A 13,409-nucleotide genomic window follows, 5' to 3' on the forward strand; every position below is an offset into this window, starting at 1 on the left:
TAACACTTAGCAACAGGAAACCTGGCGTACCGGGCGACCTTCCATGGAAGCAAGGCGACCTTGGTCATCACCGAGCCAAGTGCGGTTAGCCTCGAGCGTCGCCTGAAGTACATCCAGTGCCCATAGGGGCATTTCCGGATGAAGACGGTAGTAAACCCATTGGCCCTGCCGACGATCCTCCAGCAGCCCGCAGGTACGAAGCTGAGCCAGGTGGCGTGAGATCTTCGGCTGGCTGTCGTCGAGTGCCCAAATCAGTTCACAGACGCACAGCTCACCCTCAGCTGCGAGCATGAGCATGATCCGGGCGCGGGTTTCGTCACCAAGGCATTTAAAGAAAATAGGCGGCTGAATGAGCATGACCAACCTTTATATTCGATTCTACGCATATGCGAATTTACAGATATGTAGCCGCAATTGGAAGCGGCTCATCTCGCTTCAGGCGCCCACGTATGCGCAAGCAGATCAGGAAACTCGCTTACCCCTTGGGTTGGCAGACGACTAAGGACGTCTTTCAGGTAGGCGTATGGATCATGTCCATTCAACCGTGCTGACTGGATCAGGCTCATGATCGCCGCTGCCCGTTTACCGCTGCGTAACGACCTGGCAAGGAGCCAGTTCGAACGACCGAGGGCCCATGGGCGGATCTGATTTCCCCCCTGATTGTTATGGATGGGCACATTCGAAGCGAACAGGTCAAAGAATTTGCGACGGGCATGGGCCATACAGCCAATGTCGAACAAGCCCTGTACGAAGCTGGCGTTGTAACCTGCAAAGTCATCGCAGACCAACTAGCGATTGCACGAGCCCAGAAAACGAGGCTGCATAGGAAATCCACTTGATGGACCAGAAATGGTGTCCACTCAAACTTAGGGGGCTCCATGGCCTTCAGCAGTCGTGCGGGGAAGATGTGGTTGCCGGACGGTTACACTACGACTGCCATCACGTCAGCAATAGCGCCCTATCGGGGACAGCCACGCTAGCGACAGCGGATCGAGCACCAGCAGTTGCGACTAACGATCTGTCATCTTCTGGGTAACCAGGCCGCGAGCAGCCATATCACGCCTGTCGCCAACACCCAAGGCCACCTGCTCGCGGGATTCATCGCCATACCCACCAACGCGATAACGATCAATGCCCCCCCCGCCCATCGTTTGCGCGCTGGTGTAAACCATCTCTGAAACCGCCTAAGCATGGCCTGCACGTTTATCACCACCTGTGCTGCACTCTAACGATCGCAGTCGCTGTCGTCGTTCTGATTCATCGCGCCTTGTATCCGCATGAATTGACGTGTGCCGGAAAATTGCGGCCATCAGCTACTATGTCCCGGTTATCAGTAGGTCAGGGAAGAACACCGCGCGCCTGCTTCATTGCCTGCAAGGTCATGCGCTTGTGCTGCAGCGCTGACTGATCTTCGATCCTGCGCACCGCCAGCGCTCTCAATACCTCATAAGCAAGCGCATGACAGACAGGCTCAGTCACGCCATGCCCACGCTGCAGGTCGATAGCGGCTTGCCGACGCTCAATTTCCATCCTTGTTGGGTCATACTCGAACGCCGCAGCTCGCGCCTCGAGCATCACACTATTGGCGGCGGCCAGGTCGACATCTAGCATCCCAGTGAGCGCGCACTGCTCACCTGTAATGGATGACAGCGCAAAACCCTTGTACTGAGCCTCACCCATAACCGGCCGTACAGGTTGCGCAGTGCAGCTCGAAAGCACGACAGTGGCCATGAGCAGATATCGATAATTTTTCATCAGGTCACGTCAGGTCAAATAAAGTGGATGAGCCATACGTTACAATTGGCCTCGTCAAAACCACGCTCCAGGCGCTGCTCGTTCGGCCACCCTACCGATGTGCCACGCTTAGACTCGCTATCTTCCCTGCCACCCCTCTTTTTCCGCTATCACCCGTTAAGGATGATGCCATGATCATTCGCCAGGCTACTAATACCGACCATCCGCAGTTGCTCGACCTTTGGCTGCGCGCCGTTCGTGCCACTCACCATTTCCTACAGGAAGCCGATATCGAGGCGTTGTTTGCTCAACTGCGCGATAGCTACCTGCCGGCTGTCGAATTATGGATGGCAGAGGATGCCGTAAACGGCCCGCTTGGGTTCATCGGGCTTAACGTAAGCCACGTAGAAATGCTGTTTATCGAACCCAATCGGCGAGGTGAAGGCATCGGCCGCGCGCTACTGGATCACGCCCGGAGTTCACGCGGCCAAATTAGCGTTGATGTGAATGAGCAGAATCCGAAAGCGGTCGGGTTCTATCTGCATTATGGTTTTATCCAAACAGGCCGCTCCCCTCTCGATGGTGAGGGCCGCCCGTTCCCCTTGCTGCACCTGAGCTTGCCCGGCTAGCACTGCAGCCGTGGGGTGCTACTGGTCCGCTCATTGACCATTACGAAACCTTCATCGAAAACCAACTGCTCACCCAGGGAGGCAGTGAAATGATCAACCATCTGGATCACCTCGTTTTGACAACCATCGATGTCGAGGCATGCAAGGATTTCTATACCCGCGTCATGGGCATGAACCTGGAAATTTTCGGTGCCGGGCGCTTGGCTTTGCGCTTCGGTGAGCAAAAGATCAACGTACACGTGCGTGGCCACGAATTCGAACCCAAGGCTCACTTGCCAGTCTCAGGCGCGTTGGACCTCTGCTTCATCGCCTCGATCAGCCTTGAGAAAGTCGTGGCCCATCTAGAAGCACAGCAGTGGCCAATTATCGAGGGCCCCGTTCAACGCACCGGCGCCACGGGACCTATCCGATCCGTTTATGTGCGCGACCCGGATCTCAACTTGATAGAGATATCGGAGCGACTCTAGCAGGGTTTACAGGAGCAGAATGAAGCGCGATCCAGACAGGCCTGGGTGCTCTCGAGAAAACCAAGCAGGCTATCGGGTTGGGGCTTGCCGGTAACGGCCCCGACCGATCAGGAAAAGAGCTTGAACGCTACCCAGCTCGTCGCCAAAGCGAAGACTGCGCCCGCAGCAGCCGACAGAAAGATGCTGCGCGCTTGGTGCTGCGTGCCCTCGCGGACCTCACTGCCCAGCTGTGCCAGGTTCTCTTTCATCTGCTTGATAACTTGATCATGGCTCATGGTCGCCCTCGCTTGTGATGCCAGGTCACGCCTGTTGCTAGACCCTATGGCGATAGTGTCGGCCGAATTGGCGTAAAGCTCAAGACCACTCGGCGCAAGCCTGTTTCTCAGGACGGCAGGCTAGAGCTTTTGAATGAAGGCCGCAGCGGTAACGATGACGGTGACTAGCCCTCCCACCGCGACAAAGGGGTAAAACAGCGTCTCGCGCTTCATTTTGTTGGCCTCGGCGATCAATTTTCGCGCCTCGGCGGTGAGCTTGTGAATTTCAGCTTGGAGCTTCTCAAGCTCCAGCTCCTCCTTCTCGGTCATTGGCCGTCCTTTCGTGCCTTGAGCCGCACCCTGTCGTGCGTCCTCTGTGCTGCATTATGTGTTCTTAGGTTAGGGAATGCAGCACGCCACAGCATTCATTGATGCTGTACTCCTCAGTGGCGGGCACCGTGGCCTTGAGCGTGGCCACCACGCGCTCGGTAGCAGTCAGCGACCATTGAAAAGCTATCCACCCCGGATGGGTCAACCGGCGCATGACCTGACCGCATCTGTCACGCGCTCCAGCGGTGACTGCCAGGTGCGATAGAAGTGATAACGGACAGTCGAACCACTTGGTGCTGATGCCAGATCGACCAAATGGATAGGCGTCTGCGCGTCAGGCGCCAAGACAGCGTAGCGGTCGCCAGATGTCTGCAAGATACCGCCGACACTTACCCCCAGCACCGTGGTGTTCTGCCAGGCATCTCGGATGCACTCGGCAACCTGCTGGGGTGGCCTTGACGACTTCAAGTCCAGCAGTGGCGGATTGCTTCGGGTGTCGCCAACGCTCGCACACCCCGCCAGCAATGCCAAGCCCGACCCGACTATGATGTTTCGCATATTTTCTATCTCCTGAAAGTCGAGACCGTATCAGCCCGGCATCTGCGCGCTCGACGGAACCGCTACAGACAGCCTTGCAATGCTGACAGGCGCTTTTTTGCGATCCAGTTCCCCAGCACCACGTAGTACTTTGCTTCAGACCCACTCGGTGCTGGCTGGCTGTCTACGAAATACTCTGATACTTGCGTGAAGACGGTATAGCCGACATCGCGGCCTGCTTGAAGAGTGGCGCCAGGTGTTCCACCAAAAATCGGCTGATTTTGCCATTCGTATTGGACACACTTCGCCAGCGCGGCGTCAGTTTTGGTCGATCTCAGAACTTTATAGGGACCAGCCTGACGAGCTTCATTCATGGTTGGAGCCATGCATCCCGCTAGCAAAGCCAAACCCATTGCCCCGATCAAGATTCGAATTTGATCCCTCCTTGATGATGCCGGGAATCTACCACAAGGCGGCGTGGCCCAGCCCAGATGCGAAAAGCCCAGAACAGAGCTGGGCTGATACAAGGAAATCTGCTTACTACTCGAACACTGGGCGCAAGAAGCTTCGCTCGTAACTCAGAATGAATTTCCTGTCGCTGGCCTCCTTGACCAATTCCATACATGCCGAATCGCCTGCCGCCTGCTGTCGATACTGCTCATAGGCAGCAAGGCTCTCGAAGCTGAACAGGCAATAGGCGACATTGCTCGCCCCCTCAGAAGGCAGGAAATAGCCATGGTGCTGGCCTCCCATGCGCTCGACCAGAGCGATCCAGTGACGGGAATACGCCTCAAAAGCGGGAAGCTGGTAGGGATCAATCACATAACGAACATGGCAGGTGACCATGGAGTCATTCCTTTGCAGGCTTGAGTAAAGCGCAAACTCTAAGGCAATCCTGCACAGACTTCCAAGGATGACCACCTATCCCCCTGGACGCATCACCCGTAACCGTACGGCCTCATGCCGTCGTAGCGTTGTCTCCCAACGACCTGCCCCGGTCCGTTGCTGGAAAGCCCATGGACTTGGGCTTGGATGCTCAAGGAGGATCAACTTGAGCGAGCAACGCGCAATGACTTCCCACGAGGTCGGCGTGTGCGCTGCACTTCAGTCAGATGGCGCATTCTTTGCGACTCTCGCCCTCTCGCAGCGCAGTAAGATTAAAGACGTAGCTAATGTACCGATAGACGTCATGCCAGCCGATGGGATGTGATCAATCTGCAGAAGAGGATGCAGCAAGTCATAAGGAGAGTCGCCCTAAGCAAGATAGAGGAAGGAACGAAGACAGAAAGGGACTTGTGTGCTGCTGAACGACCAGGCTTTGCGTGCTATCCAGTTCGCCAGGCCATACGCCGACTGCCTCTGTTCTAAGTCCCGCATTCATAGCCCAACAGCTGGGTCACAGCGTTTACATGCTGATATCGACCTATGCCGTTGGCTCAACCCAAGCTCCGACTGGAGCAAGCTGGAAAAACTCGAAGTATCGGACGTGTCAAAACCTGGCCGAGTGTGTCAACGACGACGCCGACGACGCCACTGCCATCCTGAGCTTCGTAGTTCGCGCTGCCGCCTAACCCTGCGGCGCTGCCCGCCAGCACCCAAACGAAAAACGCCGCCTAGAGATAGGCGGCGTTAGAAATTCCCCATCAGGGCTTGAAACCCTTATCTGGTGTCTTCGGAGGTGGGATGTCCCATAGCCTGTCGCTGGATTCCTGCTGCGCCTTTGCTTTTTGCTCTTCTGTTGAGCCAAAGCAGCCGCTCAGCAACAGCGCAGTAACGGCGACGAGAATTGCGCCAATCATGGTGTGCTTCATAAGGTTCCTTCCTGTGAAATGGTCGGGCATTACATCAAAAATCGCCAATCGCCGCAAAGCATGGCGCTGAGCCAGTAGCCACCACCTGCCGTACTCAAAACATGAACGCTTCCATGGCGAACCGAATTCTTTGAAGGAGGTGAAAACGCCTCCATGTGGGTTTAATTATAACTAGCCTCCATATCCTCTTTACTTCGCTGCAGGCACACTCCTTTTACGTAAGCTTCTGCGTACTCAAAAGTGCTTCACCGATCGAAGTCTTCGACCAAATTCGACCCAAGATATCTGACCTAATTGTAACACCGTAAATATAAACACAACTGGGGAAACTATCAGTATCATTTTTCCAGGCAGATCACCGATAGACCTCACCATCACTAAAGATCATCGACTGCAACGGTGGTCTTTTTAGCTCAGCCAAGTACGCAACACTTTGTGATCTAGTCATGCTAGGAAACACCTCACCTTTAGGTATAGGTAACCTTGAGCAGGCTGGGCTGCCGATTGTTGGGCTGGACCTATGTCGATAGCGCCGACATCAATCAGCTGCTGGAAATCGCAGAGCTGCAGCTGGCATTGACGATCCACGATGACGCTGACATCCAGGATAGATGTATTCGGGCCGAGAATTTGGAACTGCACACCAAGCTAGCTGACTGGAACACCACAATCATTCCAGCGCTCAGCAGCGACCTTCGCGAAATCCTCGGACGCCCGAACCTTACTTGCCACCACATCGCCAAGGCTCAACGTATCATGGGGCTCACGATCGCACCCAATGCCGAAGTCAAGCAGGCCGTCGTGATTCACTGGCCTCTCGGGCACTCCCTTAGGCACGGCGCGGATTGGCGTCAGCGTGTAACAGCCGAGCTGGCGAAGGCAGGTAATACGCTGAAAGTCTAATAGGAGTACAAATGTACTACGCTCCGCTATAACCCCTTTCTCCCTATTCACTGCTGCGCTATGTCGATAAAGCCTGACCCGCCCCACATGAAACCATACTAGCGGCTCGGTTCCCCCTCGTGCCCAGCGAACAGCCAGCTTAGAGAAGCCTCTGCTTCAATTGGTTTGCATGCAAATTTGAGGCTGAGGCACAGGCTCCGGCATCAGGTTGGCATGTAACAGATCACCGTAACCCCAGACCAGCGTTCCCAAGACTGCCGCGATGGCGCAAACAGCGCGCCACAATGTGTAGTAACTGCCATGCGATCTTCGCATCTGCCTGTTGAGTCTGCTCACACCCTCGCCCAAAAGCGATTCGCCAAGAAGGGCAAATACAGTTACAACAGATCCCGACCGTGAAAATTGCGCAGCGTCTCCCTCAAACCACCACGTGACACTCCAAGCGAACGAAATAAACACCGCGATTGCAGCTGCGTATAGGCGTCGCCTAACCTCAAACAATGATGCCGCTGCCTTGCCAGTTACCTCAGGCACGTACCTTCCATCATCAATTGAATCGCAAGACCCCCCGTAATTTTCCTCTTTCCTCTTTAGGGCGCCGTGAATCAGAAGTGTGGCAGCAACGCCTACGATCAGGCTTAGGTATGTTTTGCGCACGTGGCTATCTCTCTTGAAATTTGAATTATCTTAATTATTTGTCCGGCTAGTATATATGCCTGACGCATTTTTAATGGTGTATTTACGCATCAGTGCCGAGATATGGCGGCCAAGAAATCCGTAGGCCCAGCGCACAAACGGCGGCACGGTGGTGCCCGTTGATGAGGTGAGCGAATGACCCGCCTCGCCTTCTGCCTCCTGCTGTTGGCCACAGGCGCAAGCGCCGGGCAAACCTTTCATGTCGAGGCATTCGGGAACATCGACAGGGGCGGCAATTGTGTGCACGACGAGGAGCGCGGCGTTACCTGCTACGTATTCTACGGCGGACACTTCGGCGGCATCAGCTGCATTTCCGACAGCCAGCCGCAGGCCAGCAATCAGCGCCAGCTCTCCCAGCACGAAACCCAACCCGAACCTCCACCTGCTCTGGCGCCTGGGCGCTGGATTGATGAGAGGTATGAGTTGTGAGGAAAATTCGAGATTTCTTGAAGGCTTTCATAGGGAACGTCAAAGCCTACACATACATGCGTAGCCGCCTAGGGTGTGCTAGTTGGAAGATGGCCGACTCTCTGCATAAGACGTTCGGCGCCTGGCATCCGCATGATGCTATTGACGAAGACCTTGGCTACTGGGGCTAGACATGACCGACCGGATCGAAGCAGAAGGCTGGCTGCTGAGGCAGATGGTCAAGGACGTGGGCCAGTGGCAGAACCCCGCCAAATACCACCAGGCAGCGCGTTGGATGGCGTGGCGTACGCCTCACTGGAGGCTGAGGCCCTGGCCGCTGGAGTCAAGCCATGAGATCTTTGGTAGAAATCATCGAAGCTTCGAAATCGAGCGACTGCCCCGACGACCTGCGCCTATCAAACACCATCAAAATCACCATTCGTCCAAGTCGTGGAGACGTTGTATCTGGTGCTTGTACTCGCACACTATCTGATAGGTAGAACTCGCGGTCCCAGTGACGAGAGCACCTACCACGTCGCAATCTGCCTCTACGAACTTCTCCCACGCTGCCTGCGCCTGGGGCATCATGGCCGGTACATTTTTCGGGAGCGAGCCTTCATCGACATACCCCTTTGCGGTGGCCAGGGCCTTCTGGTACTTCTCTTCCACCGCGTCCTTGGCCGCCTCCCGCATTTCATATGCGCAATGAGCTGAATCCTGCGTGGTTTTGGTCTCCGGCTTTCTCAAGCACTGCTGCCAATCGGCCTCAAGCTTCGCCGCGTACTGACGCACCGCTGCATCCCGTGCTGCAATCTCTGCTTCTTCCCCGTGCAGCTCGGCGTGGGCTGCGCCCACTACTGCCAGCACCGCGCCAGCGATACCGGCCTTGATAACGGTCTTCATTGGTCTCATTTCCCTGAGTCATAGCCCGGCCGGCGTGATGCCGTTCCAGGCGGGTTTGGCTCGGCCAGAAGCCGGGCGAGGTGATCCTGACGCATTATATGCGTTGCCATTACCCTCGAGTTGGAGCACCGCAACATTTCAACCGCAATCAAGGCCTGATCAAAGCGCGCGATTAGCTTCGACAAGATCGTGACGCCCTGCGGTATGCCGGAGGACACCTTCTATGACCCTAGCCCTGATGTACATGGCCTACCTGATTTGCAGGGGGCCGCGATGAGCGCAGCGGTTGAAGTGCTTGACACATGCAGTGCCCGCCGCATGATGTGGTTCGACAAGGAAGACCAGCGCGCCCTGTTCGGCGACATCCGCGACGACGAACACCAGCGATGCGACAGCCGGATACTGAAGGTTGAGCCAGATGTGCTGATGGACTTTCGGAGTCTTCCCTTGGGGACGCCGCTTTGCGCTGGGTCGTGTTCGATCCGCCGCATCTGACCCGGGCCGACGTGGCTCGCTGGATGCGGGCAATGTACAGAGTGCTCACCAGTGACTGGCGGGAGGATATCCCCCAAGGCTTTGCCGAGCGTTTCCGTGTACTGGACCTGAGGAAATCCTGATTTTCAAGTGAAACGAAGCCCAAGTGCTGGTCAGCACCAACCAGTCCCTTCGTGTTCCAACCTAGCAAAGGTGGGCTGTGGATCAACGAGCCAAGTGTTACAATCCGCCACTTCAAATCGGCGCTGAAGGCGCTGAAAATCCGTGAACGCCGTCAGTACGACACCCGCCACACCTACGCAACCATGTGCCTGATGTCTGGGATGAACCCCGCGTTCATCGCGAGCCAGCTCGGCTACAGCGTCGAGATGTAGCTCTCTACCTACGCGAAATGGATCAGCTCCTCCTTGGACTGGAGGGAGCTGGAGAAGCTGCCGCCCCGAGTCGAATTGGCCCAAAATTGGCCCAGAACTGACGAGAGGGCCTAAATACACCTCTGGAACCCCCGCAGGACAAGCACTTGATCTCCACAGCAAACATCACCATGCGCTATGCCATGGGGTTTAGCGGGTGGGGATGTGTAGATTTTGCTGGGCCTAACTCCCCTCACTCCCCCACCGATACGCATCAGTTGGTTCGCCAATTGGTCCGATAGCTTTCATCCAACTATGATGCCGATCCGGCATAATCTAGGCCGTTCGAAGCGCATGCCCCTCCTCTGGCGTTCTGCCGAATCCCACCCCTATCCTGCTACACGGTCGTGATCCCGGACGCTGAACCGGACCACACCCCACACCTCGAACGTATCCCCCTCCATGATGTACCGAGACGGGTACTTGGGGTTCTCCGACCGCAGGACCAGCACGCCGTGCTCATGGCACATGCGCTTGCAGACCGGTTCGCCGTTCACCGCCGCGATCACGATGTCGCCGTGCTTGGCCTCGACGCGTCGATCAACGACCAGCAGGTCGCCGGAGTACATCCCAATTCCCTGCATGCTCTCGCCCTCGATCTTGACCAGGTAGGTCCAGGGCGCGCGGATTTGCATCAGGTCGTCCAGGCTGAGCTGGGGCAGATCGTCGACTTCGAAGTCAAGGGCGGTGTTCATTGGCGGGGCCTCCATACTGTATGAATGAACAGTATGGTAATGACCTGCAATGGGGCCGGCAACTGCCGACAAGCGGAGTGCGCTAGTGCAGCGGGGGCAGTTTGTTGCCCATCAGCTTGGAGACGGTGCGAAGCTGGTAGTCAGAAACCGCCTGGGCCAAGGACTCGGAATGGAGCCGCAGCCGCTCTACTTCCTCAGCCGGCGCACCATAGTCTCTGGCTTCCCAGTATCGCTTGAGAGCCTCAATCGACTGCGCGATCAGCGGTTCGCCTGCCTCAACGGCAGCGGTAAATTCATCCTTGTCCATCAGTCATTCCAGCTCTTGGGTTTTCAGATTCCGGCATGAGCCATTTGGTAGCCCGATGCTATGGCATATGGTGCCAGTATTGTACAAACAGATGAAAACGCGCTGATATCTGTACAAAACACTCCGCTCATCCGATCCAGCTAACTTACGAGCGTGGAAAAGCTCACAGACATACGAACGGATGTTGAGATATCAGTCATGGACAGTTCACGGATACTGGTTGTAGAGGACGAGCCGATCCTGCGAGAGTTTTTAACACTCCTCGTAGAGGATGCGGGCGCCGACGTTTCAGCTGTCGAGACGGCTGATGAAGGCATGGCGCTGCTTGATAAGAAACCTTGGGCTGCCGTGATAACCGACGTTCGAACACCCGGTGCGACTGACGGCTGGGATCTAGCCTGGGCTGTGCACGATAGATGGCCTAACTCGGTGGTGGTCGTCACTAGCGGCGGTAATGACAAGTTCGACCGCCCTCTTCCCGACGGTGTAATTTTCATCGAAAAACCCTGGACTGCAGATCAAATGGTTTCAGCGTTGCTGAAGGGCTTTAACGCCCAAAATGCTAGCGCGCTAGTGAAGCCATGGTAGCTCTTCGCCGCGAGCCTTGGCTTCAACCCGAAGCTGGTAGTCGCAGACTACTTGGTAAAGCGACTCTGAAAGTAAGCGAAGGCGTTCTACCTCCTCGTCCGGGTGTCCAGCATCTTGAGCCTCGTGATAAGCGTGTATAGCCTCTAGGGCCTGCCTAATGAGGGGCTCTCCCGCCTCAATCAAGCCAATGAAAGTACGCTTTCCCATGATATGCCCCGATCACCTGATGAGGGCATTATAGGACGCCTCGCACAGCTGTCCTCCTATTCGGGCTTGGTCATAAGCCTTCGCCAGCTCGTCCGCTCGAGCATCAGCCCGTGCGAGCAAGTCGGCGAGCACCATGGCGGCGCGGGTGGTTGCCTTGCTTCGGACCAGAGGGGGCCGTCAATGTGAGCAATATTGAAGTGCATCTGAATTCAGCTCATTAGCCTCTACCTGAACATCCATTATAGAATTTCCGCCAAGTAAATTTAAGGCCAAAGGCAGATATTAGACAAGCCTTGCGCTGAAAAATCTCGAGCTCAGGGAGCCTAATCAACATGACTAGTAAGTTTGTGTTTAATATAAAGTGTATTAGTTTCGATGAGAATTACCAGCCATCGGACACTACTCGCATAACTACCAATTTTGCCAATCTGGCGCGAGGTCAAAGTCGTCAAGAAAATCTTCGCAATACATTGAAGATGATCGATAATCGCTTCAACGCGTTGGCGCATTGGGATAACCCAAAGGGCGACCGATATGCTGTTGAGCTTGAAATTATTTCTGTTGAGATGACTGTCGATAGCGAGCGCAACTCGCACGCTCTTCCACTGATTGAACTTCTGAAAACGACAGTCGTTGATCGGCAGACCAACGAGCGTATCGATGGCATGGTGGGTAATAATTTCTCGTCTTACGTGCGAGATTATGACTTCAGCGTGCTGTTGCTGGGCCACAACAAGGATCAGCCAAAATTCAGCACGCCGGATGACTTCGGGGTCCTACATGGTAAGCTGTTCAAGGCCTTCGTGAGCTCCAGCGCCTATCAGCAGCACTTCAAGAAGGCGCCCGTGATCTGCCTGAGCGTTTCCAGCAGCAAGACCTACTATCGGACTGAGAATCAGCATCCGGTACTGGGGGTTGAATACTTGCAAGATGAATATTCGCTGACGGACGAGTATTTCCAGAAGATGGGGCTGAAGGTTCGCTACTTCATGCCGCCGAACAGCGTTGCGCCGTTGGCGTTCTACTTTGCAGGCGACCTGCTCGGCGATTACACCAACCTGGAGTTGATCAGCACGATCAGCACCATGGACACCTTCCAGAAGATTTATCGGCCTGAAATCTACAATGCCAACTCGGCAGCCGGAAAATCCTATCAACCCAGCTTGCAGCATCAGGATTATTCGCTGACTCGTATCGTGTACGACCGGGAAGAACGTGGCCGGCTGGCTATTGAGCAAGGAAAGTTCGCTGAAGAACAGTTCATCAAGCCCTATCAAGCTGTGCTTGAGCAGTGGTCCGCCAGCTACGCGGCCTGAATAATCTAAAGTACAAGGTCTCCCCTTATGAAAAAGTTGTTGCCCACTTCAACCGCTGGCAGCCTGCCTAAACCTTCTTGGCTCGCACAGCCTGAGACTCTTTGGTCACCTTGGAAATTGGAAAATGATGAACTGGTTGAGGGCAAACAAGACGCTTTGCGCTTGTCGCTGCATGAGCAGCAACTGGCTGGCATTGATATCGTCAGTGATGGTGAACAAACCCGCCAGCACTTCGTGACCACCTTCATCGAACACCTCGACGGCGTCGATTTCGAGAAGCGCGAAACCGTCCGGATTCGTGATCGCTACGATGCCAGCGTGCCAACCGTCGTGGGTGCCGTTGCGCGCCGCCAGCCGGTATTCGTGGAAGACGCGAAGTTCCTGCGTCAGCAAACCTCGCAACCCATTAAATGGGCGCTGCCAGGCCCCATGACCATGATCGATACGCTGTATGACGCTCACTACAAAAGCCGCGAAAAGCTGGCGTGGGAATTTGCCAAGATCCTCAACGAGGAAGCTCGCGAGCTTGAGGCTGCAGGTGTCGACATCATTCAGTTCGACGAACCCGCATTCAACGTGTTCTTCGACGAGGTGAACGAGTGGGGTGTCGCCACCCTGGAGCGGGCCATCGAAGGTCTCAAGTGCGAAACTGCCGTGCACATCTGCTACGGCTATGGCATTAAAGCCAACACCGACTGGAAAAAGACGCTGGGGTC

At 55.4% G+C, this 13,409-nt stretch carries 19 protein-coding genes and 4 pseudogenes; 9 read left to right on the forward strand and 14 right to left on the reverse strand.

What is annotated here, in order from left to right; genetic code table 11:
• Positions 1–6: 6 nt before the first annotated feature.
• The 3 genes and pseudogenes from B2S33_RS01780 to B2S33_RS01790 form a co-directional block, all read right to left on the reverse strand.
• A complete protein-coding gene (locus B2S33_RS01780) occupies positions 7–357 on the reverse strand; it encodes a metalloregulator ArsR/SmtB family transcription factor (RefSeq protein WP_059184055.1) in 351 nt (116 codons plus the stop codon).
• Between the two features lie 68 nt (positions 358–425).
• Positions 426–788, reverse strand: a pseudogene (locus tag B2S33_RS01785) (IS66 family transposase); the annotation flags it as partial.
• Positions 789–1,338: 550 nt separating this feature from the next.
• Complete coding sequence (locus B2S33_RS01790) at positions 1,339–1,755, reverse strand: hypothetical protein (protein ID WP_288649597.1); 417 nt, start codon at positions 1,753–1,755, stop codon at positions 1,339–1,341.
• A gap of 170 nt (positions 1,756–1,925) precedes the next feature.
• Between B2S33_RS01790 and B2S33_RS01795 the strand changes: the two genes are divergently transcribed.
• Complete coding sequence (locus B2S33_RS01795; RefSeq protein ID WP_027916389.1) at positions 1,926–2,363, forward strand: acetyltransferase; 438 nt, start codon at positions 1,926–1,928, stop codon at positions 2,361–2,363.
• Positions 2,364–2,452: 89 nt separating this feature from the next.
• Positions 2,453–2,830, forward strand: a complete 378-nt coding sequence (locus B2S33_RS01800) for a VOC family protein (protein WP_027916390.1) — start codon at positions 2,453–2,455, stop codon at positions 2,828–2,830.
• A gap of 107 nt (positions 2,831–2,937) precedes the next feature.
• Here the strand turns inward: B2S33_RS01800 and B2S33_RS01805 are convergent, their stop codons facing one another.
• The 6 genes from B2S33_RS01805 to B2S33_RS01830 all read right to left on the reverse strand — a co-directional run bounded on the left by B2S33_RS01805 (position 2,938) and on the right by B2S33_RS01830 (position 5,762).
• Positions 2,938–3,105 carry a hypothetical protein gene (locus B2S33_RS01805; RefSeq protein WP_165919287.1) on the reverse strand — a complete coding sequence of 56 codons (168 nt, stop codon included), beginning with the start codon at positions 3,103–3,105 and terminating at the stop codon, positions 2,938–2,940.
• Between the two features lie 120 nt (positions 3,106–3,225).
• The gene (locus tag B2S33_RS01810) at positions 3,226–3,414 is read right to left on the reverse strand and encodes a hypothetical protein (RefSeq protein ID WP_027916391.1); all 189 of its coding nucleotides are present in this window, start codon (positions 3,412–3,414) and stop codon (positions 3,226–3,228) included.
• Positions 3,415–3,615: 201 nt separating this feature from the next.
• Entirely contained in the window at positions 3,616–3,972 is a 357-nt protein-coding gene (locus B2S33_RS01815) for a hypothetical protein (RefSeq protein WP_197874502.1), read from the reverse strand.
• A gap of 62 nt (positions 3,973–4,034) precedes the next feature.
• A complete protein-coding gene (locus B2S33_RS01820) occupies positions 4,035–4,325 on the reverse strand; it encodes a hypothetical protein (protein ID WP_232097747.1) in 291 nt (96 codons plus the stop codon).
• A 166-nt stretch (positions 4,326–4,491) separates the two neighbouring features.
• Positions 4,492–4,797, reverse strand: a complete 306-nt coding sequence (locus B2S33_RS01825; RefSeq protein ID WP_027916394.1) for an NIPSNAP family protein — start codon at positions 4,795–4,797, stop codon at positions 4,492–4,494.
• A gap of 797 nt (positions 4,798–5,594) precedes the next feature.
• A complete protein-coding gene (locus B2S33_RS01830; RefSeq protein ID WP_154665212.1) occupies positions 5,595–5,762 on the reverse strand; it encodes a hypothetical protein in 168 nt (55 codons plus the stop codon).
• A gap of 483 nt (positions 5,763–6,245) precedes the next feature.
• On the opposite strand from B2S33_RS01830, the gene B2S33_RS01835 reads away from it, so the two are divergent.
• Complete coding sequence (locus tag B2S33_RS01835; RefSeq protein WP_281212156.1) at positions 6,246–6,665, forward strand: hypothetical protein; 420 nt, start codon at positions 6,246–6,248, stop codon at positions 6,663–6,665.
• Between the two features lie 831 nt (positions 6,666–7,496).
• Positions 7,497–7,790, forward strand: coding sequence for a hypothetical protein (locus B2S33_RS01840; RefSeq protein WP_288649605.1), 294 nt, complete (start codon positions 7,497–7,499; stop codon positions 7,788–7,790).
• 411 nt (positions 7,791–8,201) lie between these two features.
• On the opposite strand, the gene B2S33_RS01845 is transcribed toward B2S33_RS01840, so the two are convergent.
• Complete coding sequence (locus B2S33_RS01845; protein ID WP_028687862.1) at positions 8,202–8,672, reverse strand: lysozyme inhibitor LprI family protein; 471 nt, start codon at positions 8,670–8,672, stop codon at positions 8,202–8,204.
• 273 nt (positions 8,673–8,945) lie between these two features.
• Here B2S33_RS01845 and B2S33_RS01850 point away from each other — a divergent pair.
• Together B2S33_RS01850 and B2S33_RS21460 are read left to right on the forward strand one after the other, a co-directional pair.
• A pseudogene (locus B2S33_RS01850) lies at positions 8,946–9,297 on the forward strand (SAM-dependent methyltransferase); the annotation flags it as partial.
• A gap of 43 nt (positions 9,298–9,340) precedes the next feature.
• Positions 9,341–9,655: pseudogene (locus B2S33_RS21460) on the forward strand (integrase).
• Between the two features lie 254 nt (positions 9,656–9,909).
• Here the strand turns inward: B2S33_RS21460 and B2S33_RS01860 are convergent.
• Together B2S33_RS01860 and B2S33_RS01865 are read right to left on the reverse strand one after the other, a co-directional pair.
• The gene (locus B2S33_RS01860; protein ID WP_414707689.1) at positions 9,910–10,290 is read right to left on the reverse strand and encodes a LexA family protein; all 381 of its coding nucleotides are present in this window, start codon (positions 10,288–10,290) and stop codon (positions 9,910–9,912) included.
• Positions 10,291–10,357: 67 nt separating this feature from the next.
• Positions 10,358–10,582, reverse strand: coding sequence for a hypothetical protein (locus B2S33_RS01865; protein WP_288649611.1), 225 nt, complete (start codon positions 10,580–10,582; stop codon positions 10,358–10,360).
• Between the two features lie 198 nt (positions 10,583–10,780).
• Here B2S33_RS01865 and B2S33_RS01870 point away from each other — a divergent pair, with 198 nt between their 5' ends.
• On the forward strand, positions 10,781–11,170 hold the full coding sequence (locus B2S33_RS01870) for a response regulator (protein WP_232097752.1): 390 nt from the start codon (positions 10,781–10,783) through the stop codon (positions 11,168–11,170).
• Here the strand turns inward: B2S33_RS01870 and B2S33_RS01875 are convergent.
• Together B2S33_RS01875 and B2S33_RS01880 are read right to left on the reverse strand one after the other, a co-directional pair.
• Complete coding sequence (locus B2S33_RS01875; protein WP_232097748.1) at positions 11,153–11,377, reverse strand: hypothetical protein; 225 nt, start codon at positions 11,375–11,377, stop codon at positions 11,153–11,155. The genes B2S33_RS01870 and B2S33_RS01875 overlap by 18 nt on opposite strands.
• Before the next feature lie 12 nt (positions 11,378–11,389).
• Positions 11,390–11,539, reverse strand: a pseudogene (locus tag B2S33_RS01880) (DUF2514 family protein); the annotation flags it as partial.
• Between the two features lie 170 nt (positions 11,540–11,709).
• Here B2S33_RS01880 and B2S33_RS01885 point away from each other — a divergent pair.
• Both B2S33_RS01885 and B2S33_RS01890 read left to right on the forward strand, forming a co-directional pair.
• Positions 11,710–12,693, forward strand: a complete 984-nt coding sequence (locus tag B2S33_RS01885; RefSeq protein WP_288649613.1) for a DUF1852 domain-containing protein — start codon at positions 11,710–11,712, stop codon at positions 12,691–12,693.
• A 27-nt stretch (positions 12,694–12,720) separates the two neighbouring features.
• On the forward strand, positions 12,721–13,409 hold a 689-nt coding region (locus tag B2S33_RS01890; protein ID WP_288649728.1), incomplete at its 3' end, for a methionine synthase.

The sequence above is a fragment of the Pseudomonas sp. UBA5568 genome (assembly GCF_002425525.1).
In the GTDB taxonomy this organism is placed as follows: Bacteria; Pseudomonadota; Gammaproteobacteria; order Pseudomonadales; family Pseudomonadaceae; genus Aquipseudomonas; species Aquipseudomonas fulva.